The organism is Mycobacterium sp. IDUB_37, assembly GCF_055419245.1.
In genome coordinates this window covers 156,583-179,870 of the sequence record NZ_JBVAXG010000010.1, presented here as the reverse complement: position 1 = coordinate 179,870, position 23,288 = coordinate 156,583, and the positions used below count along the sequence as shown (strand labels likewise).

Below are 23,288 nucleotides of genomic sequence, written 5' to 3'. Positions count from 1 at the left end.
CGCCGCTGTCCTACCCTTCTTCACAGACGGTCTACAGGTTGCAAGGGAGCACCATGACACGAACGCCGCAGGAAGTTTTCGCCCATCACGGGGAGGCACTCGTGGCGGGCGATCTGGACGAGATCGTCGCCGACTACACCGAACAGTCGGTGGTCATCACTTCGGCGGGCGTCGCTCGCGGCAAAGACGCGATTCGGCAGGTTTTCATCAAACTGCTCGACGATCTGCCCGCCGCGGCCTGGGACCTGACAACTCAGATCTTTGACGGCAACCTGCTTTTTCTGGAGTGGGCAGCCGACTCGGCGCTGAACCGCGCGGACGACGGCGTCGACACCTTCGTCTTTCGGGACGGCATGATCTGGGCGCAGACGGTCCGCTACACGCCGCAGGCCAAGAAATGACGGCTGCGGACTCCGTGGATTTGGCGGCGGTAGCGCATTGGATGTCTGCCCGAGGGTTGGGCGAAGGTCCGTTGACCGACGTCACTGCGGTGACCGGGGGAACCCAGAACGTCATGCTGCGCTTCAGCAGATCCGGCCGTCCGTACGTGTTGCGGCGCGGTCCGCGCCACCTGCGGTCGCGCAGCAACACAGTGATTCTTCGGGAAACCAGAGTGCTGGCGGCAATCGCCGGCTCCGACGTGCCGCACCCGCACCTCATCGCCACCTGCGACGACCCCACTGTGCTCGGGGACGCGGTCTTCTACCTGATGGAGCCCATCGACGGCTTCAACGCCGGCGAGGGCCTGCTACCCCTGCACGCCGGAGATGCCCAGGTGCGCTTCGGCATGGGGCTGTCGATGGCGGACGCGCTGGCCAAACTCGGGGCAATCGACCACGTCGCCGTCGGGCTCGCCGACTTCGGCAAGCCGGACGGCTTCCTCGAACGCCAGGTACCGCGCTGGCTTTCGGAGCTGGAGTCCTACCAGCAATACGACGGCTACCCGGGCCCCGAGATTCCCGGCATCGAGGAGGTCTCCGGTTGGCTCGAGAGCCACCGGCCGAAGAACTGGAAACCCGGCATCATGCACGGCGACTATCACATGGCCAATGTGATGTTCTCCCGCACCGGGCCCGACGTGGTCGCGATCGTCGACTGGGAGATGTGCACGATCGGCGATCCGCTGCTGGACCTCGGCTGGCTACTAGCCACCTGGCAACAGTCCGACGGATCCAGCGTGTTCAGCCACGCCCTCGGTGGCGAGAGCGGCCTGGCCAGCACCGGCGACCTGTTGGATCGTTACGCCGCCAACACCACACGCGACCTGTCGGACATCACCTGGTACACCGTGCTCGCCTGCTTCAAGCTCGGCATCGTGATCGAGGGAACCCTGGCCAGGGCATGTGCGGGCAAGGCCGAGAAGTCGGTCGGCGACCAGTTGCACGCCGCGACGGTGCACCTGTTCAAGCGGGCACTGACGCTGATCGAAACGAGCTAGTAGCCAGCTGTGAGCGGCGCCTAAGCTGGCGCGGGCGCGGTGTAACGCGGCGCAGGCGCAGGTGCGGGCGCGGCGAAGTCGGCAGGGGTTGGCCGCAAGCGGTCCGAAACCGGACGCAGTCGGCCGCCATCAGCTGGATCAGTCGATGCGCTCGAGGTGGGGGACCCAACGCTACCCAGTGGCCCTCCGGCGCCTGCCCTGCTTGTTGCAAAAGTCTGCGTTGCGGGGCTGCCGTCGGGCGCATAGGTGGCCTGCAGATCCCGAGCGGTACCGACACCTCCCGGACCGCCGGGGCCAAACGAAGCGACCGCCTTGCCGGTACTGCCGCGGGCGACGGTTTGGGCTTGTTTCTCGTTGCCCCGGCCCACGCCCCCGAATCCCCCGGCACCACCGGTCGGAACTGTGCTACCGGCGCCCGCGAGCCGGCCGGGTGACGCCGTCCGCGCGCCGCCGCCGCTACCCACCATTGGTGCGCCGCCCTGTCCCATCCGCGATTGGCCGCCCATGCCTGGACCGCCGAGCAATCCCTGGGCTTGAGTGTTGACGGTGTTCAGCCCGCCCCGATCCGTGCCTTGCAGGGGTGAAGCGTTCGCCGCCTCAGCCTGGGCGTACGAGTTCCCGGCCGAGTTCATCGCCTGGACGAACTGCGAGTGCAGGTCCGCTGCCTTGGCGCTCATCGCCTGGTAATTCTGGGCATGGGCGCCGAAGACCGCCGCCATGGCAGCCGAAACCTCGTCGGCGCCGGCAGCCATCACGCCGGAGATCGGCAAAGCCGCTGCACTGTTGGCTGCGCTGAGCGTCGAACCGATTCCGGCCAAATCCGACGCGGCCTCCATCAGCAGTTGCGGCTGCGCAAACATAAAAGACATTCAGTATCCCTTGGTCATATCGGCGGTTGGGATTCAGCGGATCGTAATAGAAAAGTACAGGTCAGAGCCGTCCGTAATTCTAACGTGCCAGCATCGTTATTGTTTTGTTATATAGAACGCGTGTGCAAAATAGCCCTAAGCAGGCTTTTTTCGCCCGTGTCCATTTGCTTGACATCAGTGCGCGCGTCGCCAAGCCGAGACCCCCGGCTGACCGGCTCGAAGCACGACCTGCAGTCCCTCGTCAGCGTCGGAGTTGTCGTCCAACTGTGACCGAAGTCGGCGCAAAATAAAACCCCGGCCGATGGCCGGGGATTCTGTGGCGAATACGAGATGAGCGCGCCCGAAGGGATTCGAACCCCTAACCTTCTGATCCGTAGTCAGATGCTCTATCCGTTGAGCTACGGGCGCCTTGTGTTCAGTTGTCTAGCACTTCAGTTGTCTAGCAGGTGTTGCGTGGCGGAGGCGAGAGGATTTGAACCTCCGGTCCCCTGTAAGGGGGACAACTCATTAGCAGTGAGTCCCATTCGGCCACTCTGGCACGCCTCCATGGCACTCAAAGGTTACCCGACTCGGGAACCCACAGCCGCCGGAGGCATAGCGTACACAGCCGCAACATATGCTGTCGAAGTGACCGCCCGCCTGCGGCCCGCGTTGGCGGGATTGCCCGTCTACGTCCCAGGTAAGACCCTGCCCGGCGCCATCAAGCTGGCCAGCAACGAAACGGTGTTCGGCCCGCTGCCCAGCGTCCGCGCCGCCATCGAGAACGCCACCGAACTGATCAACCGCTATCCCGACAACGGCTGCGTGCAGCTCAAGGCGGCGCTGGCCAACCATGCCGGTCCGGGCTTCACATCCGAACATGTCGCCGTGGGTTGCGGCTCGGTCAGCCTGTGCCAACAACTCGTGCAGATCACCGCGTCCATCGGCGACGAAGTGGTTTTCGGCTGGCGAAGCTTCGAGCTGTATCCCTCGCAGGTGCGGGTCGCCGGCGCCACCCCGATCCAGGTGCCCCTGACAGATCACACCTTCGACCTCGACGCGATGCTCGCCGCGGTCACAGACCGCACCAGGCTGATCTTCGTCTGCAATCCGAACAACCCGACCTCCACAGTCATCGACCCGGACGCACTCACCCGCTTTGTCGAGGCAGTACCGCCGCACATCCTGATCGTCATCGACGAGGCCTACGTCGAATACATCCGCGGCGACATGACACCCGACAGCCTGGGGTTGGTCCACGCCCACGACAACGTTGTGGTGCTGCGCACCTTTTCGAAGGCGTACGGCCTGGCGGGCTTGCGGGTCGGCTACGCGATCGGCCACCCCGACGTGATCACCGCACTGGGGAAGGTCTACGTGCCCTTCACCGCCACAAGCGTGTCGCAGGCCGCGGCCATCGCCTCGTTAGAGGCCGCCGACGAACTCCTGGCACGAACCGATACCGTCGTCGCCGAACGCGAGCGCGTCAGCGCGGAATTGCGCGCCGCCGGCTTCACACTGCCGCAGTCGCAGGCCAACTTCGTCTGGCTGCCGTTGGGCTCCCGCACCCTTGACTTTGTGGAGCAGGCCGCCAACGCGCTCATCGTGGTTCGCCCCTACGGCAGCGACGGAGTCCGGGTGACCGTCACCGCAGCGGCCGAAGAAAACGACGCCTTGCTGCGGTTCGCCCGCGGCTGGATTTGACGCGCCTCCCTGGCCCGTGAACGGGGTCGCCACACGATTGCGGCGGCTGGCCGCACACTCGGGCGACCGGGTTAGCCCTCGACCGGATTGCGGCCGGTGAAGGCGACGAGCCGGTCCAGCGGGCACGCATGCTCGGCCATCTCGACCGGGTCGTCGAAGCCTGCGGCGCTGCGTTGCTCTGGCCGGATCACCTGCTGCGCCAGCTCCAGCACGTATTCGGACAGCGAGTCCGGCGCGCTGATCTCACGCCCGACGGCGACCGCGTAATCCCACCCGTGGACCAAGAATTCGAGCGAGAAGATCGCCACGGCGGCCTTTGCCGGCATCGAGCTTGATCCGAACGCTACGTCGCCCTCGAGTCCGTGCTTGTGCCACGCGTCCAAGGCCGGGCGGGCCCGAAGGATGAGTCGCCGCTCCACCGAATCGTTCTCGTCAACTTCAGGGAAATCGGCGTCCGCGATGCCACCGATTGCCGTAATGGAACTCAGCAAATGACTCGTCAACGCCGCCACGTCGTACTCGGCACACGGCGTCTGACGGGACATCTCGTCCTTGGAGATGGTCTTCACCACTCGGTGCAGGATCCCCAAGGTCATCTCGGCACTTCGCAGTTCGTCGGTCGGCACGGAATCCGGTCCGGGGCGCAAGTCTGAGGGCATACCAACCACGCTACGGTCTCGATATGGCCCGAACATATGAGTCCGTCACCGTCGACATCAAGGATCAGGTCGCGCAGGTGACGCTGATCGGGCCCGGCAAGGGCAACGCGATGGGCCCCGCGTTCTGGTCGGAAATGCCGGATGTATTCGCCACACTGGACGCCGACCGTGACGTCCGGGCCATCGTCATCGCCGGCTCTGGCAGAAACTTCAGCTACGGGCTGGATCTGCCCGCCATGGGCGGGTCCTTCGCCCCGATGATGGCCGACGGCGCACTTGCCGGGCCGCGCGCGGACTTCCACGCCGAGCTCAGGCGCATGCAGGCCGCGATCACCGCCGTGGCCGATTGCCGGACCCCCACCATTGCCGCAGTGCAGGGCTGGTGCATCGGCGGCGGCGTCGACCTGATCTCAGCGGTCGACATCCGCTACGCCAGCGCTGACGCCAAGTTCTCGGTGCGCGAGGTGCGTCTGGCCATCGTCGCTGACGTCGGTAGCCTCGCCCGCCTGCCATTCATCCTCAATGACGGGCACCTGCGCGAACTCGCCTTGACGGGCAAAGACATCGATGCGGCTCGGGCCGAGAAAATCGGCCTGGTCAACGATGTCTACGCCGACGCCGAGGCCACGCTGGCCGCCGCTCACGCCACCGCAGCCGAGATTGCCGCCAATCCACCGTTGGCGGTGCACGGCGTCAAGGACGTCCTGGATCAGCAACGGATTTCGGCGGTGTCGGAAAGTCTGCGCTACGTCGCCGCATGGAACTCCGCGTTCCTGCCCTCCAAGGACCTCACGGAGGCTATCTCGGCGACGTTCGCCAAGCGCCCGCCGCAATTCACCGGCGAGTAGCACCCTCCCGCACGGAAAACCACAGGGCAACCCCGAGCCAGCCGGTAGAGATCGCGAGGCCGGCGAATTCCAGCCAGCCGACCGTGGCGCCGGCGCGGTGGTTGGTGTCGACCAGGTGGCTCAGCGCATGCATCGCCCAGTGCGCTGTGGCGAAAGCGAGTGCCGGTGTCCGCCAGGCCGGCCAGCGCAGGGCGGCCAGCAGCAGCAGGCCCAGCGGGAACTCGAAGGACGCGTTGTCGAAGATGTAGTGGTTGTTGCGGATCCCGAAGGTCCCCAGGGTGTCGAAGAACAGGTCCGGCGCCACCACCATGAAAAGTCCGAGCCCGACGGAGTAGAAGCCGAAGACCAGCAGGATGACGTCGACGTAGCGTGCGCGCAGGGCCATGCGAACACGCTAAGCGCTTTCGGCTTACGTACCCTCGCTGAGGTGGCGAGACTTGCACCAGTGACCCCAGACGGCAAGATCCGCGTCCCGGCCGACCTGGACGCGGTGACCGCGGTCGCCGACGAGGACCACTCCGACATCGACAGCGCTACCGTCGAGCGGATTTGGCAGGCCGTCCGGCACTGGTATCAGGCCGGCATGCACCCCGCGATCCAACTGTGTCTGCGGCACAAGGGCAAGGTCGTGCTGAACCGCGCGATCGGACACGGCTGGGGCAATGCTCCAACCGACGGCCCGGACGCCGAGAAGATTCCGGTGACGACGGATACGCCGTTCTGCGCCTACTCCTCGGGCAAAGCCATCGCCGCGACCGTCGTGCACATGCTCGTCGAGCGGGGAACCTTCTCCCTCGACGACCGCGTCTGTGACTACCTGCCCACCTTCACCAGCCACGGCAAGCACCGCATCACCATCCGACACGTGATGACGCACAGCGCGGGCATCCCATTTCCCAGCGGACCCCGCCCCGACGTCATGCGCGCCGACGACCACGACTACGCGTTGGAGAAGCTGGGCGAACTCAAGCCCGTCTACCGCCCGGGTTTGGTGCACATCTACCACGCACTGACCTGGGGACCGCTGATGCGCGAGCTCATCTGGCGGGCGACCGGCAAAGAGATCCGAGAAATTCTCAGCACCGAGATCCTTGACCCGCTCGGCTTCCGCTGGACGAACTTCGGTGTGTCCAAGGAGGACATTCCGCTGGTCGCACCCAGTCACGCCACCGGCAGAACCTTGCCGCCGGTCATCGCCCAGATCTTCCGGAAGGCTATCGGCGGGACAGTGCACGAGGTGATTCCGCTCACCAATGAACCGCTGTTCCTCGGCACGATCATCCCGTCGTCCAACACGGTGTCCACAGCAAACGAGCTTTCCCGATTCATGGAGATCCTGCGCCGCGGCGGCGAACTGGACGGCGTGCAGGTAATGCGGCCCGAGACACTGCGCGGCGCGGTCAAAGAGAGCCGTCGGCTGCGACCCGACTTCGCTACCGGTCTGGTGCCGCTGCGCTGGGGCACCGGTTACATGCTGGGATCGACCAAGTACGGGCCGTTCGGACGCAATGCGCCCGCCGCATTCGGCCACCTCGGCTTGGTCAACATCGCCGTTTGGGCTGATCCCGAGCGCGAACTGGCGGCCAGTGTCATCAGCAGCGGCAAACCCGGACGCGACCCCGAAGCCGGGCGCTACGCGGCCCTGATGAACACCATCGCGGCAGAGATCCCCCGGTCACAGCTCGCTTAGGTCGGCTAACTCAAGTTTCCCCGTTGCCGACGTCGGGAACCCTGCCGCATGGACTCGGAACGGTTCCGACAATTGCTTGATGCGCCGGGCCCGTTCGCATCTGTGTTTTTCGACGACTCGCTCAACACCCACGACGGGTCGATGCAGCTCGACCCCAAGTGGCGCGGACTGCGCGATCAACTCGAGTCGCAGGGTGCCCCGGACGGTGTCATCTCCGACATCGAGCAAGCGGTCAACGACCTGCAACCGCAGATCGGCCGGAGCGGTCGGGCGGTGGTGGCCGGCGCCGACGGGGTGTTGGTCAACGAACACCTCCTGCGGCCGACCGCGCAGCCTGTGGTCCGCGTATCCGATCTGCCCTACATAGTCCCGATCCTCCAGCACGGCTTCGAATACCCCGACTACTTGCTGGTGATCGTCGATTACGCCGGCGCCGACATCACGATCCAATTCGACGGGATCTTCCGCACCGAGACCGTGGACGGTGGTGGCTACCCCATCCACCAGGCATCGAGCGCCGAAACCGCGGGATACGGCGATCCTCAGGCGCGCACGGATGAAGCCGGCCGGAAGAACATCCGCGCTGTCGCCGACCGGGTCACCGAATTGGTGGACAAATTGGTGATCGACGCGGTGTTCGTGGTCGGCGAAGTGCGGTCGCGATCAGACCTGCTGGCCACGGTGTGCCAGAGAGTGCAGGAGCGGGTCGTACCGCTACGGATCGGTGCCCGCAACGGTGGTCATGACGTCATCGAGGTGCAGCGTGCAATCGAGGGGTGGTCGCGCAGTCGGCGAGTGAGTGTGATGGACAACGCGTTGGCGCGCTACGACTCCGAGATCGGACGCCGGTCAGGGCGCGCCGCCGAGGGTCTGGAGGCCGTGTGCTCGGCGCTGCGCCAAGGTGCAGTCGACACGCTCATCGTCGGCGAAGTCGGTGACGCCACGGTGGTCACCGACGAAGGCATGACCACGGTTGCGGCGAATGCGTACTCGCTGTCCGAGCAGGGGAAAACAGCGGTGAAGAAGCTGCGCGCCGACGAAGCGTTGCCATTGTTCGCCATCTCGGTGGGCGCCTCGCTGGTTCGCACCGACGAGCGGATTTCGCCGGCCGACGGCGTCGCCGCGGTGCTGAGGTACTCGCCGACATTGCGCTGACGCCGTGCGCAGGTGGCCCAGCGCATCGTCGTCGCGCACCGACTCACGCTCACCATCACCGACAGCGATGCCGGGCTGTCCCGTGTGCGGGAGAGCTACTCCGCCGACACAGCGTCGCTAGTGTCGACGCGTGGACAATGCGTTCGAAGACCTGCGAGAACTGCACGATTTCGGAGCCGTGTACGCAGCGCTGAGTCAGCTTCTGCTGCAAGAGGGCGTTAAAGAGCGACTCGGCGGCGAATTCAACTACGCAGCGGACCTCGACAGGGACTCCCTCGTCTTCACTGCCCAGGCCACGGGCGCAACGATCGAGACCACCGTCGAGTTAATGGCCAGTGTCGCGCCCGGCCCGCAAACGATGCTGTGGGGTCGGGCGTTGCCATCCGGAGGCCGCGCGGCAGCACAAATGATTCTCGAGCGCGGTCGCGCCGACGGGCTCCCCAGCTTGCTCAACGACGAGGTGCCCTTCCCCGTCGGTGGGGATCCCGACGACGTCGCTCAGTCCGCGGCACTCGAGATCGGCGCGGTCGTGGCCACGGTGACAGGCGGCGGGCTGACCTACCTCGTCGCCGTCGGCGGCGGCACCGTCGCTGTGCTGCTACTCGGCGACCTCGATTTCGCCCGGCCCCGAATCGACCACCGTTTCCTGACCCGAGTGCCGATGGCGCTGGGGGCCGGAACGATCCGGGATCACCGAGCCGCGGTGGACGGCCTTGCGGCCATGTCCGGATGGACCAGCGACTGGACGGCGAACCGCATTCGCGTGGAACTCACCGATCCCGTTACCGGTAACTCCGCCGCGGCGGAGTTCGACGATTACGCCCGGCTGACGTCGCTGCAGGGCTCGCTGGGCTGACCAGACCCACCGACACGCCATGAATGGTGAAGCCCGAACCCTGACCGAGGGTTCGGGCTATTCCGATGTCCTGCGACATCACACTGCGGTGGCGGAGGGATTTGAACCCCCGGACGGTTTTAGCCGTCTCTCGCTTTCAAGGCGAGTGCATTGGGCCGCTCTGCCACGCCACCGCCGATAAGCGTAGCGGGCGGCGGTAGCGTGGCCGACATGCGCGCCATCGTCGCCGAATCCGCCGAACAATTGATCTGGCAAGAAGTCAACGACGTATCTGCCGGCCCCGGCCAGGTGCTGATCAAGGTCAGCGCCGCCGGTGTCAACCGCGCCGACGTGCTCCAGGCAGCGGGCAAGTACCCGCCCCCGCCGGGCGCCAGCGAGATCATCGGCATGGAGGTTTCCGGCGTCGTAGCCGAACTCGGCGACGATGTCACCGAGTGGACCGTCGGCCAAGAAGTCTGCGCTCTGCTGGCCGGCGGCGGATACGCCGAGTACGTCGCTGTGCCGGCCGGCCAGGTGCTGCCGCTGCCTGCACACGTCGACATCATCGACGCCGCCGGCATACCCGAGGTGGCCTGCACGGTCTGGTCGAACCTGGTGATGACGGCACATCTGAGCCCCGGCCAGCTGCTGTTGATGCACGGCGGAGCCAGCGGCATCGGTAGCCATGCGATCCAGGTGGCCCGTGCGCTCGGCGCCCGGGTGGCGGTCACCGCCGGGTCGCCGGAGAAGCTGCAACTCTGCCGCGACCTTGGTGCTCAGATCGCTATCTCCTACAAAGACGAGGACTTCGTCGCGCGCCTCAAGGAGGAGACCGACGGCGGCGGCGCCGACGTGATCTTCGACATCATGGGTGCCTCGTATCTGGACCGCAATATCGACGCGCTGGCCGCCGACGGACAGTTGGTCGTGATCGGCATGCAGGGCGGAGTGAAAGCGGAACTCAACATCGGCAAGTTAATGGGCAAGCGGGCCCGGGTGATCGGCACCACCCTGCGGGCTCGCCCGGTCAGTGGGCCGAACAGCAAGAGCGCCATCGTGGATGCGGTGACGACATCGGTCTGGCCGATGTTCGCCAGCGAGCGGGTTCGGCCGATTATCGGCGCTCGCCTGCCCATCGAGCAGGCCGCCGATGCGCATCAACTGATGGTGTCGGGCAAGGTGGCCGGAAAGATCGTCCTAACCGTCTAGCTGACGTAATGAGCGAGATGCTCGCCGGTGAGCGTGCTGCGCGCCTCGACGAGTTCCCGCGGGGTTCCCTCGAAGACGACGCGACCGCCCTCGTGTCCGGCGCCCGGTCCGAGGTCGATAATCCAGTCGGCATGGGCCATCACCGCCGGATGGTGCTCGACGACGATCACCGACTTGCCGCCGTCGACCAGCCGGTCCAACAGTCCCAGCAACTGCTCGACATCGGCGAGATGCAGCCCGCTGGTCGGCTCGTCGAGCAGGTAGATACCCCCCTTTTCCGCCATCCGGGTGGCCAGCTTGACCCGCTGCCGCTCACCGCCGGACAGCGTTGTCAGCGGCTGGCCGAGGCCGAGGTACCCGACCCCGACGTCGGTGAGCCGCTCGAGAATCGCATGCGCGGCGGGGGTACGAGCTTCGCCGTCAGCAAAGAATTCCGAAGCGTCGGAGACCGACATCGCCAGCACCTCGCTGATGTCGAGACCGCCGAGTTTGTACTCGAGCACCGACGCGTCGAACCGACGGCCCTCGCACTCCTCACACGTGGTGGTGACGCCGGCCATGATCGCCAGGTCGGTGTAAATGACCCCGGCGCCATTGCAATTCGGACAGGCGCCTTCGGAGTTGGCGCTGAACAGCGCCGGCTTCACACCGTTGGCCTTGGCGAACGCCTTACGGATCGGGTCGAGCAGTCCGGTATAGGTCGCCGGGTTGCTGCGCCGCGACCCCCGGATCGGGGTCTGGTCGACCGACACCACGGCGTCGCACCCCGCCACCGATCCGTAGAGCAGCGAACTCTTACCGGAGCCGGCCACCCCCGTGACGACGACAAGCACCCCGAGTGGGATGTCGACGTCGACGTCGCGCAGGTTGTGGGTGGCGGCGCCCCGCACTTCCAGTACGCCTCGCGGTGTTCGGACGCTCTCTTTGAGACCAGCACGGTCGTCGAAGTGTCGGCCGGTGATGGTGCCGCTGGCACGCAACCCGGCGACGTCGCCTTCGAAGACGACCTGACCGCCCTCGGAACCGGCGCGGGGCCCCAGATCGACGATGTGGTCGGCGATCTCGATCGTCGCGGGTTTGTGTTCGACAACCAGCACGGTGTTGCCCTTGTCCCGCAACCGCAGCAATAGATCGTTCATCCGGTTGATGTCGTGCGGATGCAGACCGATCGTCGGCTCGTCGAAAATGTAGGTGACATCGGTGAGCGCGGACCCGAGTTGGCGAATCATCTTGACGCGCTGGGCTTCACCGCCGGACAGCGTGCCCGACGGCCGGTCCAGGGACAGATACCCGAGCCCGATCTCCACGAACGAATCGAGGGCGTGTCGCAGCGACTTCAACAGCGGCGCTACCGCCGGGTCGTCGACATCCTTGAGCCACTCGGCGAGATCGCTGATCTGCATCGACCAGAGCTCGGCGATGTTGCGTCCCTTGATCTTTGACGATCGGGCCAGCTCCGACAGGCGGGTGCCGTCGCAGTCCGGGCACGACATGAACGTCACCGCCCGCTCCACGAAGGAGCGCACATGGGGCTGCAAAGCGTCAATCTCCTTGGACAGCATCGACTTCTGGATCTTGGGGATGATGCCTTCGTAGGTCAGATTGATGCCGTCGACCTTGATCTTGGTCGGCTCTTTGTAGAGAAGTGAGAGCAGCTCCTTCTTGGTGAACTTGGCGATCGGCTTGTCGGTGTCAAAGAAGCCGCAGCCATTGAAGATTCGGCCGTACCAGCCGTCCATGCTGTAGCCGGGGATGGTGATCGCGCCCTCGTTGATGGACTTGCTGTCGTCGTAGAGCACGGTCAGGTCGATGTCGGACACCGAGCCCCTGCCCTCGCAGCGCGGGCACATGCCGCCGGTGACGCTGAAGCTGCGGCGCTCTTTCACCGTGCGCCCGGCACGTTCCACGTTGACCGCACCGGCCCCGCTGATCGAGGCGACGTTGAATGAGAATGCCTGCGGCGAGCCGATGTGCGGCCTGCCCAACCTGCTGAACAGGATGCGCAGCATCGCTCCGGTATCGGTCGCGGTGCCGACGGTGGAACGGACATCGACGCCCATCCGCTGCTGGTCCACGATGATCGCCGTGGTCAGGCCTTCGAGCACATCGACATCGGGTCGGGCCAGCGTCGGCATGAACCCTTGCACGAAGGCGCTGTAGGTCTCGTTGATCAACCGCTGCGATTCAGCGGCGATGGTGTCGAACACCAGCGAGCTCTTGCCCGAGCCGGACACTCCGGTGAACACCGTCAGCCGACGCTTGGGGATCTCGATGCTGACGTCGTCGAGGTTGTTCTCGCGTGCACCGTGCACGCGGATCCGATCGTGGCTGTCGGCCGGCTGAGCCAAGGTCAGCTCGTCGCCAAATTTCAACCTAGTGACGCCAACGCGCGCACCAACTGATCGACTTCGGCCGTCGTCGAGTAGTGCGCTAACCCGACGGTGACGGCGCCGCCGATATCGTCGACGCCCAGCACGTCGAGCACCCGGGAATGGGCGTTGGCGATCGCCAGAATCCCGTTGTCCGCCAGGCGCTGCACCACCCGGTCAGCCGGCACCTCGTTGACGGCGAAGCTGATCACCGGGATCCGCGACTCCGGGCGGCCGAGCACGATCACCAGCGGGAGCGACCGCAGCGAGACCATCAGGTAGTCGTAGATCCGGTTGAGGTACGACGAGGCGGACTGCATCGACAACGCCAGGCGCTCGCGCCTGCTGCCGCGGGCCGACTCGTCCAACGACGCCAGGTATTCGATGCTGGCGACGACACCGGCCAGCAAACCGTATTGGTGCACGCCCACCTCAAGGCGGGCCGGGCCGGTCGCGTACGGATTCGTCGAGACCGAGCCGAAGGTGCTCATCAGCGCCGGTTCGCGGAAAACCATCGCGCCGATCGGCGGCCCACCCCATCCGACCGCGTTCACCGCCACCACGTCGGCTTCGGTGTCCTTCATGTCGAACAACCGGTAGGGCGCCGCCGCGGAATGGTCGACCACCACGAGGCCACCCACGTCGTGCACCAACTTGGTCATCGCGCGCAGATCGGTGACCGCGCCCAGCACTCCCGAGGCGGACGTGACCGCGACCAACCGGGTCGACTTGTTGACCAGGCTCTCCCACTGATACGTCGGCAGGTCGCCGGTCTCGATGTCGACTTCGGCCCATTTGACCTTCGCACCGTAGCGATGAGAGGCGCGCAGCCACGGCGCGATGTTGGCCTCGTCGTCCAGGCGGCTGACGATCACCTCGTACCCGAGGCCGGCGCGCGCGGACGATGCCTCGGCCAACGACGACAGCAACACCGCACGATCGGCGCCCAACACGACGCCGCTGGGGTCGGCGTTGACCAGGTCGGCGACCGCCTCGCGAGCCGCCTCCAGGACCGCGGCGCTGCGCCGCGCCGACGGGTGCGATCCGAGCGAACTGGCAGCCGACCTACGGAAAGCCGTCGACACGGTGGTCGCCACGGAATCGGGAATCAACATTCCGGCCGGCGCATCGAAGTGCACCCAACCATCGCCAAGAGACGGGTGCAGTCCACGCACCCGGGCGACGTCGTAGGCCATGCCAGCCACCTTAAAGCTTTCGCGCTTTCGTCAAAATTGGTGACGGTCGTGGGTGCGCCGTAGACGTTCCAGCCGTGACGGCTTCCCGAGACGGGACACCCGGGCAGCCATACTAGTCGAGTGAGTTTGTGGTTCGGAACGCTGATCGCATTGATCCTGCTGATCGCACCCGGCGCCATCGTCGCTCGTATCGTGCAGCTGAACTGGCCGATCGCACTAGCGGTCGGCCCTCCGCTGACATACGGCGTCGTTGCGCTGGCGATCATCCCCTACGGCGCGCTAGGCGTCCCCTGGAACGGGTGGACGGCACTGGCCGCGCTGGCTGTGGTGTGCGTGCTGGCAGTTGCGTTGCAGCTGCTTCTGGCCCGCTTCCGCGACACCGAGGCCGAGGCGCTGGCGGTGAATCCCGGGCCGGCGATCGTCGTGGCGGCCGGCGTGCTGCTGGGCGTCGTGCTGATCGGCTGGGCGGCGTTCAGCGGCCTCCCGCACTGGCAATCGGTGCCGAGTACCTGGGACGCGGTCTGGCACGGCAACACCGTGCGCTGGATCCTCGACACCGGCCAGGCGTCTTCCACGCACATGGGTGAGTTACGCAACGTCGAGACGCACCAGTTGCTGTACTACCCGTCGGTCTTCCACGCCCTGGCCGCCGTGTTCTGTCAGCTGACCGGCGCGGCGGCCACCACCGGCTACACGCTGAGCTCGCTGGCGGTGGCGCTCTGGCTGTTCCCGACCAGCGCGGCCGTACTCACCTGGCGTGCCCTGCGCACGCACACCACCGAGTGGCGTACCGCCGTCGCTGCGTCGACCGCTGCTGCGCTGTCCGCATCCTTCACCGCGGTGCCCTACGTCGAGTTCGACACCGCCGCCATGCCCAACTTGGCGGCATACGGGGCGGCCATACCGGCCATGGCGCTGATCACCTCGTCGGTACGGCATCGAGATCGCATCCCGGTGGCGGTGCTGGCGCTGGTCGGTGTCTTCTCGGTGCACATCACCGGCGGCATCATCGTCGTGCTGCTGGTCGGCGCGTGGTGGCTCTTCGAGGCGCTGCGGCATCCGGTGCGCAGCCGACTCGGTGATCTGCTGACCCTGGCGGGCGTGGCCGGGGCTTCCGGGCTGATTCTGCTTCCGCAGTTCTTGAGCGTCACCAAGCAGGAAGACATCATCGCCGGCCACTCGTTTCTGACGTACCTCAGCATGAGACACGGCCTGTTCGACGCCGTGTTCATGCACTCGCGCCATCTCAACGACTTCCCGTACCAGTGGGCGCTGAGCTTCCTGTGCGCTGTCGGCGGGTTCCTCCTGCTGTTCAAAAAGGTGTGGTGGCCGCTGGCGGTCTGGCTGCTTTTCGTCGTGATCAACGTCGATGCGGGCACTCCGCTGTGGGGTCCGTTCGGCCGGGTGGCCGGAGCATTCGGCGAGTTCTTCTACAAGGACCCGCGGCGCATCGCGGCGGCAATGACCCCGTTGTTCAACCTGATGGCGGCCGTCGCGCTGGTCACCATCGTCATGCTGGTGGTTGGGCAGGCGAAGCGGCTGAGCGAGCAACGCAAGCCCATGTCCTCGCGCTTCTGGGCGGCAGCCACCGCCGTGCTGCTGGTCGGGATCAGCGTCGGTCTTGCGGGGCACTACTTCCCACGGCACCGGTTCCTCTTCGGCGACAAGTACGACTCGATCATCGTCGACCAGCGCGACCTGGAAGCCATGGCCTACCTGTCGAAACTGCCCGGCGCGCACGACACACTGATCGGCGACTCCAACGTCGACGGCACCGCCTGGATGTACGCGGTGGCGGGCCTGCACCCGCTGTGGACCCACTACGACTACCCGGTGCAGATGGGTCCGGGCTACAACCGCTACATCTTCTGGGCTTTAGCCAAGAAGGGCGACACCGATCCGAGGGTGCCCGAGGCGATCAAAGCGCTCAATATCCGCTACGTGCTGGCCAGCGGTCCAACGATCCGAGGGTTCAAAGTCCCCGAGGGTCTATATTTTCTGGACAAGTCGCCGTACTGGACGTTGATCTACGACAACGGCGGCGCCCAAATCTATGAATGGCACGGCGACACTCCGGTACGCCCCGAGCAGACACGCTGAAGGATGGTGATTGGTTTGGGGACTCGACACGACGGGGACGAGAACTTCGATGCCGGTGTTGCGGATGACGGCATCGAGGTAATCGGCGGCGTCGATCCGCGCTTGATGGCAATGCGCCAATCGGAGGAAGACGACGCCGACGAACGCTCCCTGACCGATCTGGTCGAGCAGCCCGCCAAGGTGATGCGGGTCGGCACCATGATCAAGCAGTTACTCGAGGAGGTGCGCGCCGCACCGCTCGACGACGCGAGCCGCACCCGGCTGCGCGACATTCACGCCGCCAGCATCCGCGAACTCGAGGACGGGCTGGCACCCGAACTCCGCGAGGAGCTGGAACGGCTGACATTGCCGTTCAGCGAGGAAAGACCGCCCTCGGACGCCGAGTTGCGCATTGCGCAGGCTCAGCTGGTCGGTTGGCTGGAAGGGCTTTTCCACGGCATCCAGACCGCTTTGTTCGCGCAGCAGATGGCCGCACGTGCACAGCTGGAACAGATGCGCCAGGGCGCCCTACCCCCGGGCATGGGCATACCGGGGCCCCCCGGTGGCGCGCACGGCACCGGACAGTATCTGTAATCCGTGGCAAGCGGTCCGCACATCGAGACACGCGACGCGTGGGTGGAATTTCCCATCTTCGACGCCAAGTCGCGGTCGTTGAAGAAGGCGGTGCTGGGCAAGGCCGGCGGCACCATCGGACGCAACAACTCCAACGTCGTGGTCATCGAGGCGTTGCGCGACATCACCATGTCGCTCGAACTCGGTGATCGTGTCGGCCTGGTCGGGCACAACGGAGCCGGGAAATCGACGCTGCTGCGGCTGCTTTCGGGTATTTACGAACCGACCCGCGGTTGGGCGAAAGTCACCGGCCGGGTGGCGCCGGTCTTCGATCTCGGAATCGGCATGGACCCCGAGATCTCCGGCTACGAGAACATCATCATTCGCGGTCTGTTCCTGGGGCAGACGCGCAAGCAGATGCTGGCCAAGGTCGACGAGATCGCCGACTTCACCGAGTTGGGTGAATACCTGTCGATGCCGTTGCGCACCTATTCCACCGGCATGCGGGTTCGGCTGGCGATGGGCGTGGTCACCAGCATCGATCCGGAGATCCTGTTGCTCGACGAAGGGATCGGCGCCGTCGACGCGGAGTTCCTGAAGAAGGCGCAATCGCGCCTGCAGGGACTCGTGGAGCGCTCCGGAATCCTGGTATTCGCAAGCCACTCCAACGAATTCCTGGCGCGACTGTGCAAGACCGCGATGTGGATCGACCACGGCGTCATCAGGCAGACCGGCGGTATCGAGGACGTGGTTCGCGCCTACGAGGGCGAAGACGCGGCCCGTCACGTCCGCGAGGTGCTCGCCGAAACCGAAGCGCAGACCGCCCTGCAGAAGGCGACTCAGCAAACAACGTCGGTGGATGAGCAACGTTGAATGACGCCGTCATCGCCGTCGTGGTCACCCACCGGCGCCCAGAGGAACTCGCCCGCTCACTGGACATGCTGAGCACGCAGACCGTGGCACCGGAGAAGCTCATCGTCATCGACAACGACGACTCCGGTGACAGCCGTGTGCACTACATGGTCGCCGGACAAGAGATCCCGTCGGTATATCTGAATTCCCGCCGGAACCTGGGTGGCGCAGGAGGTTTCGCGCTCGGCATCCTGCTCGCGCTCGCGCACGGGGCCGATTGGGTGTGGCTGGCCGACGACGACGGACACGCGCAGGACCCCGGCGTGCTGCAGACTCTGCTCGCGTGTGCGAAGAAGCACGACCTGGCCGAGGTGTCACCGATGGTGTGCAACATGGACGACCCGGAACGGCTCGCGTTTCCGTTGCGTCGGGGCCTGGTCTGGCGCAGGTTGGTCAGCGAACTGCGTACCGAAACCACGCAGGACCTGTTGCCCGGGATCGCGTCGCTGTTCAACGGAGCGCTGTTCCGGGCGTCGACGCTGGAAGCGATCGGCGTTCCGGACCTGCGCCTGTTCATCCGCGGCGACGAAGTGGAGATGCATCGCCGACTGGTCCGCTCCGGCTTGCCCTTCGGCACCTGTCTGGACGCGGTCTACCTGCACCCCTGCGGCTCGGATGAGTTCAAGCCGATCCTCGGCGGCCGCATGCATACGCAGTATCCCGACAATCCGACCAAACGGTTCTTCACCTACCGCAACCGCGGCTACGTGCTGTCGCAGCCGGGCCTGCGCAAACTGCTGCCGCAGGAATGGGTCCGGTTCAGCTGGTTCTTCCTGGTGACCCGTCGCGACCCGAAGGGGCTGCTGGAGTGGTTTCGACTGCGCCGGCTGGGGCGCCAGGAGAAGTTCGGACGCCCAGGAGGTTCGGCATGACGTTCTTTGACGCGGCGGCCCAGTCCAAGACCTTTGCCCGCGCCTGGGGTGATCTGGACGCCGGGTTCCGGCGCCGCGAACTGTGGCTGCACCTGGGCTGGCAGGACATCAAGCAGCGCTACCGCCGGTCGGTGCTGGGACCGTTCTGGATCACCATCGCCACCGGAACCACTGCGGTCGCGATGGGCGGGCTGTACTCGAAGCTGTTTCACCTCGACCTGTCTGTGCACCTGCCGTACGTCACGCTCGGGCTGATCATCTGGAACCTGATCAACGCCGCCATTCTGGAGGGCGCCGACGTCTTCGTCGCCAACGAAGGCCTGATCAAGCAACTGCCGACACCACTGAGCGTGCACGTCTACCGACTGGTGTGGCGGCAGATGATCCTGTTCCTGCACAACATCGTGATCTTTGTCGTCGTCGCCATCATCTTTCCCAAGCCCTGGTCGTGGGCCGATCTGTCGGTGTTCCCGGCGCTGCTGCTGATCATGCTCAACGCCGTGTGGGTATCGCTGTGCTTCGGCATCCTCGCGACCCGCTACCGCGACATCGGACCGCTGCTGAACTCCTTGGTGCAGTTGTTGTTCTTCATGACGCCGATCATCTGGAACGACAGCACACTGCGGCAGCAAGGCGCGGGACAGTGGGCCAAGATCGTCGAGCTCAACCCGCTGCTGCACTACCTCGACATCGTGCGGGCACCGCTGCTGGGAGCTCATCAGGAGCTGCGGCACTGGGCGGTGGTCGTGGCGCTGACGATTATCGGCTGGATCATGGCGGCGTTCGCGATGCGGCAGTATCGGGCGCGGGTGCCCTACTGGGTCTAGCTTTTCGGCCCGCCGAGCGTCACGCCAGAGCAACCGTGACCGCCGAGCGTCACGCCAGCGTGACCCACACGGCCGGCAACCGACGGGTCAGGCAGTTTCCCGGGTGACGACCATCTCGTCGTTGCCGGTAGCCCACGACCGCTGGAAGACCTCGATCGACACCGTCTCGTCCTGGCCGTTCGGGTTGGCACTGTCGTTGAGGTGCACCTTGCCGGTGGCGAGGTCCACCCCGGTGACGACGACGGCGTGGTCGCTCATCGGGTTGCCGCCGGCGTCCCTGGTCTGGACCGGTATGCCCCAGATGAGTTCGGCATTGACCCCGACGATGACCTTGTGGCCGTCGGCCAGGTAGTGCTCGAGGGCGTCCAGGCCGGAGTCCTCCTGGCCGACTGCCACACCGTAGATGCCGTACTGACCCAGCAACGTCGGAATGTCGTCGGGGTCGGTGCCGTATCCCGTGCCGTTCGGGTTGTTCACATCGCGGGGCAGCGTGTAGATCGGGCCCGGGTGCGACCGGCTGCCCAGCCGCTGCGCCACGCCGATGATCTCCTGCTCGGTGGGCTGGCGTCCGGTGAGCTGCCCGATCACGTCCGCGGCGGCCATCAGGGCGCAGTCGTCGAAGGATTGCTGCCGCCAGTAGGCGGCGGCAGCGGCCGGGTTGCCGTATACCTTGCGGGACTGGGAAGTGTGCGTGTGCGATGCGGCGTGGGCAACTGCGGTTGCCAATCCCAGTGCCATGGCGGCGGCGACAATCGCCAGCACGACACGGCCGATACGGTTGATTCTCATGCCAGAAGGCTCGGACGCCGGCCTCTGGAAAAGCTCTGCGATTTCTTGACGGCCCCCTGCGGCGGGCGGTCGCCAAGAATCCTCCAAGAATCTTCCAAGAACCTCCCCGGAGGCTATGGCGGTGCCACAAACACTCGTCCGTTACGAGCATGACTCCGCCCACAGTCTCGGATCAGTGCCGGAGCTTCCCGTCCGTCGCATCGAATTGCTGCGTGCGGTTCCGTTCCAGTCGATCTGCGAAGAGCACCTGCTGCCGTTCTACGGGGTGGTGCACGTGGGTTATGTGAAGGGCGAAATCCGATTGAGTCAGCCTGAACTCGCGCGAATTGTCGAAGCCTGCTCAAGCGGTGTCCAGGTGCAACAGAAGATGACGACCCGGATCGGCCTCTGGCTGGACCACCAGCTCGCCTCACGAGGGGTGGGCGTGCTGGTGGAGGCCGGGTACGCCTGCACGCCGGTCCGGGACGGCGCCGCCCTGGCCGGGCCGACCACCACCATGGCGTTCTACGGCTCGATGCTCGACAGCGCCGACCAGCAACGCGAGTTCCTCACCCGCACCAGGGAAAAGGCCGCTGTCGAAGTTGGACGACCATGACTGACCTCACGTTCGTCGACAGCGTCCACACCTCGGCCATGCACCGCGCCGACGCACCCGTCGGTCGGAGCGCCCGGTTCCACCTACGCAAGCGCTTCGGTGACCTGCCGTGTTGCCATCGCTCGTGGTCCCGGCAGGACAAGCGCTTCTTCCTGCACGGCTACGAGCGCCTCTTCGATGTCGAATTCGCTTGCGCCGAAATGGATCCCGAAACCAACTTGGTGTTAGACGGCCACTATCTCAAAGAGGTCCGCGCCACCCTGCGAGGGCAGTTCGACCACACCACGCTGATCGCGGCCGACGACCCACAGCTCGAGTTGTTCGAACAGTTGGCCGGCCAGGGAGTCATCGACCTGCGGATAATGCGGTGCACCGGAATCGAGGCATCGGCCGCTTGGGTGTTCGACACCGTGGAGCGCATTGTCGGGCTGGCAACTGGCGGACGGGTCTGGGTATCGCGAGTGGAGGCCCGGGAGGATCGCAACAATGTCTTCACCCTGAGCGCCGCCAATTGATTCCCCGTCTGCTGCAATCCTGGGGTCGACGCTGGCCACGGTAAGGGGGAGTATGCAGTCGTGAGCGCCTCTGTCATCGGTTGCGTGGGCATCTTGATCGTGCCCACGCGCGGTGCCGACGGAGCCGGCGAGGTCCTGGTGACGGTGCGAGGTTCCAGAGAGGCGTTCCTGGCTCGCTCGGACGAGCCGCTACCCAAGGGCACCAAGGTTCTTGTCGTAGACACCCACGGCGCCCGAACGGTCATCGTGGAACCCTGGCAAGACAACACCCCAGTGCCCTGATTACGACGAAAACACAAGGAGTACAACAATGCTCGGTTATCGGGTGCCCGCTCCGGATGAGGCCATGCTGATATCCGGCGGCAAAGCCAAGGGCAACGCGCCGTTCCGGGTGGTCACCGGCCACGGCGCCTTCGTCGCGCCCTTCTTCCGCAAGGCTGCCTTCCTGACGCTGGCCATGTGTGAGGCCGAGGTCGCCGAAAAGTGCGTGACGCAGCAGGGCATCACCCTCAATGTCCGGGCCGTCATCGCGTTCAAAGTCGGCAACGACCCGGAGAGCATCATCTCCGCGGCGCAACGATTCCTGTCCGAACAGGACCAGATGCAGGTGCTGACCGGGCGGATCTTCGCCGGCCACCTGCGCTCGATCATCGGCTCGATGACCGTCGAGCAGATCATCCGGGAGCGCCAGAAGCTGGCCACCGAGGTGCTCGACGGATCCAAAGAAGAGATGGCCCGGATCGGACTGAGCGTCGACGCGCTGCAGATCCAGTCGATCGACGACGACGGCTTGGGCTACATCAAGGCGATGTCCGCCCCGCACAACGCAGCCGTGCAGCAGCAGGCACAGATCGCACAGGCGCAGGCGAACCAAAGATCCGCGGAGGCCGAGCAGGAGTCGCAACGCCAGCAAGCCGAATTCGCCCGTAAGACAGCCGTTGTCAAGGCTCAGTACAAGGCGGAGGTCGACAAGGCTCAGGCGGAGGCAGCTCAGGCCGGCCCGCTGGCCGAAGCCCAGGCGCAGCGTGAGGTGCTGGCGATGCGCACCGAGTTGGCTGAGCGAGCCGCCGAGCTGCGCCAGCAGGAGTTGGTCGCCGAGGTCGTGAAACCTGCTGAGGCCGAAGCCGAACGCGTTCGGATCCTCGCGGTCGCCGATGCCGAGAAGATGAAGATTCAGGCCGAAGCGGCGGCGTCGCACAATCGGGTGGCACTGGACCGGATGATCATCGACCAGCTGCCCGAGATCGTGGACAAGGCGGCTCGGGGTCTGGCCGGCTCCAACCTGACCGTGCTCAACGGAGCCGAGGGCCTGAGTCAGGTGACCAGCGGGCTGGTTTCGCAGGGTCTAGCAATTTTTGACGCAGTGCGCAATGGGCTTTCGTCGTACGACGACGAAACCGACGGTTCAACCAGCAACTCCATCGTGCCGTTTGTGCCGAAAGATGGTTCCTGACAGGCTGATTCGCCTCGCAGGCTAGCTGACTAGGCCGACGCCCAGATACGAGCCGCGCTACGGGGCGGTAAACGTCTGCCAAATACCGGTGACGACCGGCACTTTGTGGTGTATCACTTAATCGCCGCGCACTCCGACCCCCTTTCGGAGCACGTGGTAACCGGCACCCAAAGGCAGGCCCCACAGGGCGAAAGGTCGGCGGACGTGAGCGAGTCATTGGACCTGGCGATAGCCGCGCGCGAGAACCTCGCAGCCGAACTCGACCGACTCAAACATCGACGCGAGCTGCTGGAAATCGAGGTCAAGAACGACCGCGGGATGATCGGTGATCACGGCGACGCTGCCGAGGCTATCCAGCGCGCCGAGGAACTCGCCGTACTCACCGATCGGATCAACGAACTCGACCGGCGGCTGAAGGCCCCGCCGTCCCGGTCGAACTCGTCGGGAACGCTGCCGGGTGGCACGCAGGTGACGGTGCGGTTCTCCGACGGCGAAGTGGTCACGATGCACGTGATCTCGATCGTCGAGGAAACGCCGGCCGGCCACGAGGGCGAGACCCTGACCGCCCGGAGCCCGCTGGGTCAGGCGCTGGCCGGCCGTCAGCCGGGCGAGACGGTGACCTACTCGACCCCGCAGGGTCAAAGTCAGGTCGAACTGCTCTCGGTGAAGTTGCCCAGCTAGCTCGGGTCGCAAGCGCGGCGCAGCCGGGCGCGGCGGGCCCG

At 65.5% G+C, this 23,288-nt stretch carries 24 protein-coding genes and 3 tRNA genes; 18 read left to right on the top strand and 9 right to left on the bottom strand.

The window, feature by feature from the left end:
• Window positions 1-53 precede the first annotated feature (53 nt).
• Both ACZY1I_RS26935 and ACZY1I_RS26930 read left to right on the top strand, forming a co-directional pair.
• Window positions 54-401 carry a nuclear transport factor 2 family protein gene (locus ACZY1I_RS26935; RefSeq protein ID WP_463759680.1) on the top strand — a complete coding sequence of 116 codons (348 nt, stop codon included), beginning with the start codon at window positions 54-56 and terminating at the stop codon, window positions 399-401.
• On the top strand, window positions 398-1,438 hold the full coding sequence (locus ACZY1I_RS26930; RefSeq protein ID WP_463759676.1) for a phosphotransferase family protein: 1,041 nt from the start codon (window positions 398-400) through the stop codon (window positions 1,436-1,438). Before ACZY1I_RS26935 ends, ACZY1I_RS26930 begins: the two co-directional genes overlap by 4 nt.
• A 20-nt stretch (window positions 1,439-1,458) precedes the next feature.
• On the opposite strand, the gene ACZY1I_RS26925 is transcribed toward ACZY1I_RS26930, so the two are convergent.
• From ACZY1I_RS26925 to ACZY1I_RS26915, 3 genes are all read right to left on the bottom strand, one after another.
• Window positions 1,459-2,307 (bottom strand): PE family protein, encoded by an 849-nt coding sequence (locus tag ACZY1I_RS26925; RefSeq protein WP_463759673.1) that lies wholly within the window; start codon window positions 2,305-2,307, stop codon window positions 1,459-1,461.
• 335 nt (window positions 2,308-2,642) lie between these two features.
• Window positions 2,643-2,715: transfer RNA gene (locus ACZY1I_RS26920), tRNA-Arg, on the bottom strand.
• Window positions 2,716-2,761: 46 nt separating this feature from the next.
• A tRNA-Ser gene (locus ACZY1I_RS26915) sits at window positions 2,762-2,853 on the bottom strand.
• A gap of 81 nt (window positions 2,854-2,934) precedes the next feature.
• Here ACZY1I_RS26915 and ACZY1I_RS26910 point away from each other — a divergent pair.
• Window positions 2,935-3,990 carry a histidinol-phosphate transaminase gene (locus ACZY1I_RS26910; RefSeq protein ID WP_463759669.1) on the top strand — a complete coding sequence of 352 codons (1,056 nt, stop codon included), beginning with the start codon at window positions 2,935-2,937 and terminating at the stop codon, window positions 3,988-3,990.
• Window positions 3,991-4,061: 71 nt separating this feature from the next.
• Here the strand turns inward: ACZY1I_RS26910 and ACZY1I_RS26905 are convergent, their stop codons facing one another.
• Window positions 4,062-4,649, bottom strand: coding sequence for a TIGR03086 family metal-binding protein (locus ACZY1I_RS26905; RefSeq protein ID WP_463759666.1), 588 nt, complete (start codon window positions 4,647-4,649; stop codon window positions 4,062-4,064).
• A gap of 23 nt (window positions 4,650-4,672) precedes the next feature.
• Between ACZY1I_RS26905 and ACZY1I_RS26900 the strand changes: the two genes are divergently transcribed.
• A complete protein-coding gene (locus ACZY1I_RS26900; protein ID WP_463759663.1) occupies window positions 4,673-5,497 on the top strand; it encodes a crotonase/enoyl-CoA hydratase family protein in 825 nt (274 codons plus the stop codon).
• Here ACZY1I_RS26900 and ACZY1I_RS26895 read toward each other — a convergent pair.
• A complete protein-coding gene (locus ACZY1I_RS26895) occupies window positions 5,484-5,882 on the bottom strand; it encodes a hypothetical protein (RefSeq protein WP_463759661.1) in 399 nt (132 codons plus the stop codon). The two genes, ACZY1I_RS26900 and ACZY1I_RS26895, sit on opposite strands and share 14 nt — an antisense overlap.
• Window positions 5,883-5,942: 60 nt before the next feature.
• On the opposite strand from ACZY1I_RS26895, the gene lipE reads away from it, so the two are divergent.
• From lipE to ACZY1I_RS26880, 3 genes are all read left to right on the top strand, one after another.
• Complete coding sequence (lipE, locus tag ACZY1I_RS26890) at window positions 5,943-7,187, top strand: lipase LipE (protein WP_463759911.1); 1,245 nt, start codon at window positions 5,943-5,945, stop codon at window positions 7,185-7,187.
• 48 nt (window positions 7,188-7,235) lie between these two features.
• Complete coding sequence (locus tag ACZY1I_RS26885; protein WP_463759657.1) at window positions 7,236-8,342, top strand: Rv2629 family ribosome hibernation factor; 1,107 nt, start codon at window positions 7,236-7,238, stop codon at window positions 8,340-8,342.
• A gap of 130 nt (window positions 8,343-8,472) precedes the next feature.
• The gene (locus ACZY1I_RS26880; RefSeq protein WP_463759654.1) at window positions 8,473-9,198 is read left to right on the top strand and encodes a DUF6882 domain-containing protein; all 726 of its coding nucleotides are present in this window, start codon (window positions 8,473-8,475) and stop codon (window positions 9,196-9,198) included.
• An 86-nt stretch (window positions 9,199-9,284) separates the two neighbouring features.
• Here ACZY1I_RS26880 and ACZY1I_RS26875 read toward each other — a convergent pair.
• Window positions 9,285-9,371 (bottom strand) — tRNA-Ser (locus tag ACZY1I_RS26875).
• A gap of 37 nt (window positions 9,372-9,408) precedes the next feature.
• Here ACZY1I_RS26875 and ACZY1I_RS26870 point away from each other — a divergent pair.
• Window positions 9,409-10,386 (top strand): NAD(P)H-quinone oxidoreductase, encoded by a 978-nt coding sequence (locus tag ACZY1I_RS26870; protein ID WP_463759651.1) that lies wholly within the window; start codon window positions 9,409-9,411, stop codon window positions 10,384-10,386.
• Here ACZY1I_RS26870 and ACZY1I_RS26865 read toward each other — a convergent pair.
• Both ACZY1I_RS26865 and ACZY1I_RS26860 read right to left on the bottom strand, forming a co-directional pair.
• A complete protein-coding gene (locus tag ACZY1I_RS26865; RefSeq protein ID WP_463759647.1) occupies window positions 10,383-12,758 on the bottom strand; it encodes an ATP-binding cassette domain-containing protein in 2,376 nt (791 codons plus the stop codon). The genes ACZY1I_RS26870 and ACZY1I_RS26865 overlap by 4 nt on opposite strands.
• Window positions 12,755-13,951, bottom strand: coding sequence for a cysteine desulfurase-like protein (locus tag ACZY1I_RS26860; RefSeq protein ID WP_463759644.1), 1,197 nt, complete (start codon window positions 13,949-13,951; stop codon window positions 12,755-12,757). Before ACZY1I_RS26860 ends, ACZY1I_RS26865 begins: the two co-directional genes overlap by 4 nt.
• 120 nt (window positions 13,952-14,071) lie before the next feature.
• Here ACZY1I_RS26860 and ACZY1I_RS26855 point away from each other — a divergent pair, with 120 nt between their 5' ends.
• The 5 genes from ACZY1I_RS26855 to wzm are packed head-to-tail and all read left to right on the top strand — an operon-like array spanning window position 14,072 to window position 19,214.
• The gene (locus ACZY1I_RS26855; protein WP_463759642.1) at window positions 14,072-16,051 is read left to right on the top strand and encodes a DUF6541 family protein; all 1,980 of its coding nucleotides are present in this window, start codon (window positions 14,072-14,074) and stop codon (window positions 16,049-16,051) included.
• A gap of 3 nt (window positions 16,052-16,054) precedes the next feature.
• On the top strand, window positions 16,055-16,624 hold the full coding sequence (locus ACZY1I_RS26850; protein WP_463759638.1) for a bacterial proteasome activator family protein: 570 nt from the start codon (window positions 16,055-16,057) through the stop codon (window positions 16,622-16,624).
• 3 nt (window positions 16,625-16,627) lie between these two features.
• Entirely contained in the window at window positions 16,628-17,476 is an 849-nt protein-coding gene (gene wzt, locus ACZY1I_RS26845; RefSeq protein WP_463759635.1) for a galactan export ABC transporter ATP-binding subunit Wzt/RfbE, read from the top strand.
• On the top strand, window positions 17,473-18,387 hold the full coding sequence (gene glfT1 / locus ACZY1I_RS26840; protein WP_463759633.1) for a galactofuranosyltransferase GlfT1: 915 nt from the start codon (window positions 17,473-17,475) through the stop codon (window positions 18,385-18,387). The genes wzt and glfT1 overlap by 4 nt, the downstream gene beginning before the upstream one ends.
• Window positions 18,384-19,214 (top strand): galactan export ABC transporter permease subunit Wzm/RfbD, encoded by an 831-nt coding sequence (wzm, locus tag ACZY1I_RS26835; RefSeq protein ID WP_463759630.1) that lies wholly within the window; start codon window positions 18,384-18,386, stop codon window positions 19,212-19,214. The genes glfT1 and wzm overlap by 4 nt, the downstream gene beginning before the upstream one ends.
• Before the next feature lie 87 nt (window positions 19,215-19,301).
• Here wzm and ACZY1I_RS26830 read toward each other — a convergent pair whose 3' ends face one another.
• Window positions 19,302-20,003, bottom strand: coding sequence for a C39 family peptidase (locus ACZY1I_RS26830; RefSeq protein ID WP_463759628.1), 702 nt, complete (start codon window positions 20,001-20,003; stop codon window positions 19,302-19,304).
• A gap of 121 nt (window positions 20,004-20,124) precedes the next feature.
• On the opposite strand from ACZY1I_RS26830, the gene ACZY1I_RS26825 reads away from it, so the two are divergent.
• The 5 genes from ACZY1I_RS26825 to ACZY1I_RS26805 all read left to right on the top strand — a co-directional run bounded on the left by ACZY1I_RS26825 (window position 20,125) and on the right by ACZY1I_RS26805 (window position 23,247).
• Window positions 20,125-20,598 carry a GTP cyclohydrolase I gene (locus tag ACZY1I_RS26825; protein WP_463759625.1) on the top strand — a complete coding sequence of 158 codons (474 nt, stop codon included), beginning with the start codon at window positions 20,125-20,127 and terminating at the stop codon, window positions 20,596-20,598.
• Window positions 20,595-21,113, top strand: coding sequence for a 6-carboxytetrahydropterin synthase (locus tag ACZY1I_RS26820; RefSeq protein ID WP_463759623.1), 519 nt, complete (start codon window positions 20,595-20,597; stop codon window positions 21,111-21,113). The genes ACZY1I_RS26825 and ACZY1I_RS26820 overlap by 4 nt, the downstream gene beginning before the upstream one ends.
• A 60-nt stretch (window positions 21,114-21,173) precedes the next feature.
• Complete coding sequence (locus ACZY1I_RS26815; protein WP_463759621.1) at window positions 21,174-21,395, top strand: NfeD family protein; 222 nt, start codon at window positions 21,174-21,176, stop codon at window positions 21,393-21,395.
• A gap of 28 nt (window positions 21,396-21,423) precedes the next feature.
• Window positions 21,424-22,566 (top strand): SPFH domain-containing protein, encoded by a 1,143-nt coding sequence (locus tag ACZY1I_RS26810; protein WP_463759618.1) that lies wholly within the window; start codon window positions 21,424-21,426, stop codon window positions 22,564-22,566.
• Window positions 22,567-22,770: 204 nt separating this feature from the next.
• Complete coding sequence (locus ACZY1I_RS26805; protein WP_463759616.1) at window positions 22,771-23,247, top strand: GreA/GreB family elongation factor; 477 nt, start codon at window positions 22,771-22,773, stop codon at window positions 23,245-23,247.
• The last annotated feature ends 41 nt before the right edge of the window (window positions 23,248-23,288 follow it).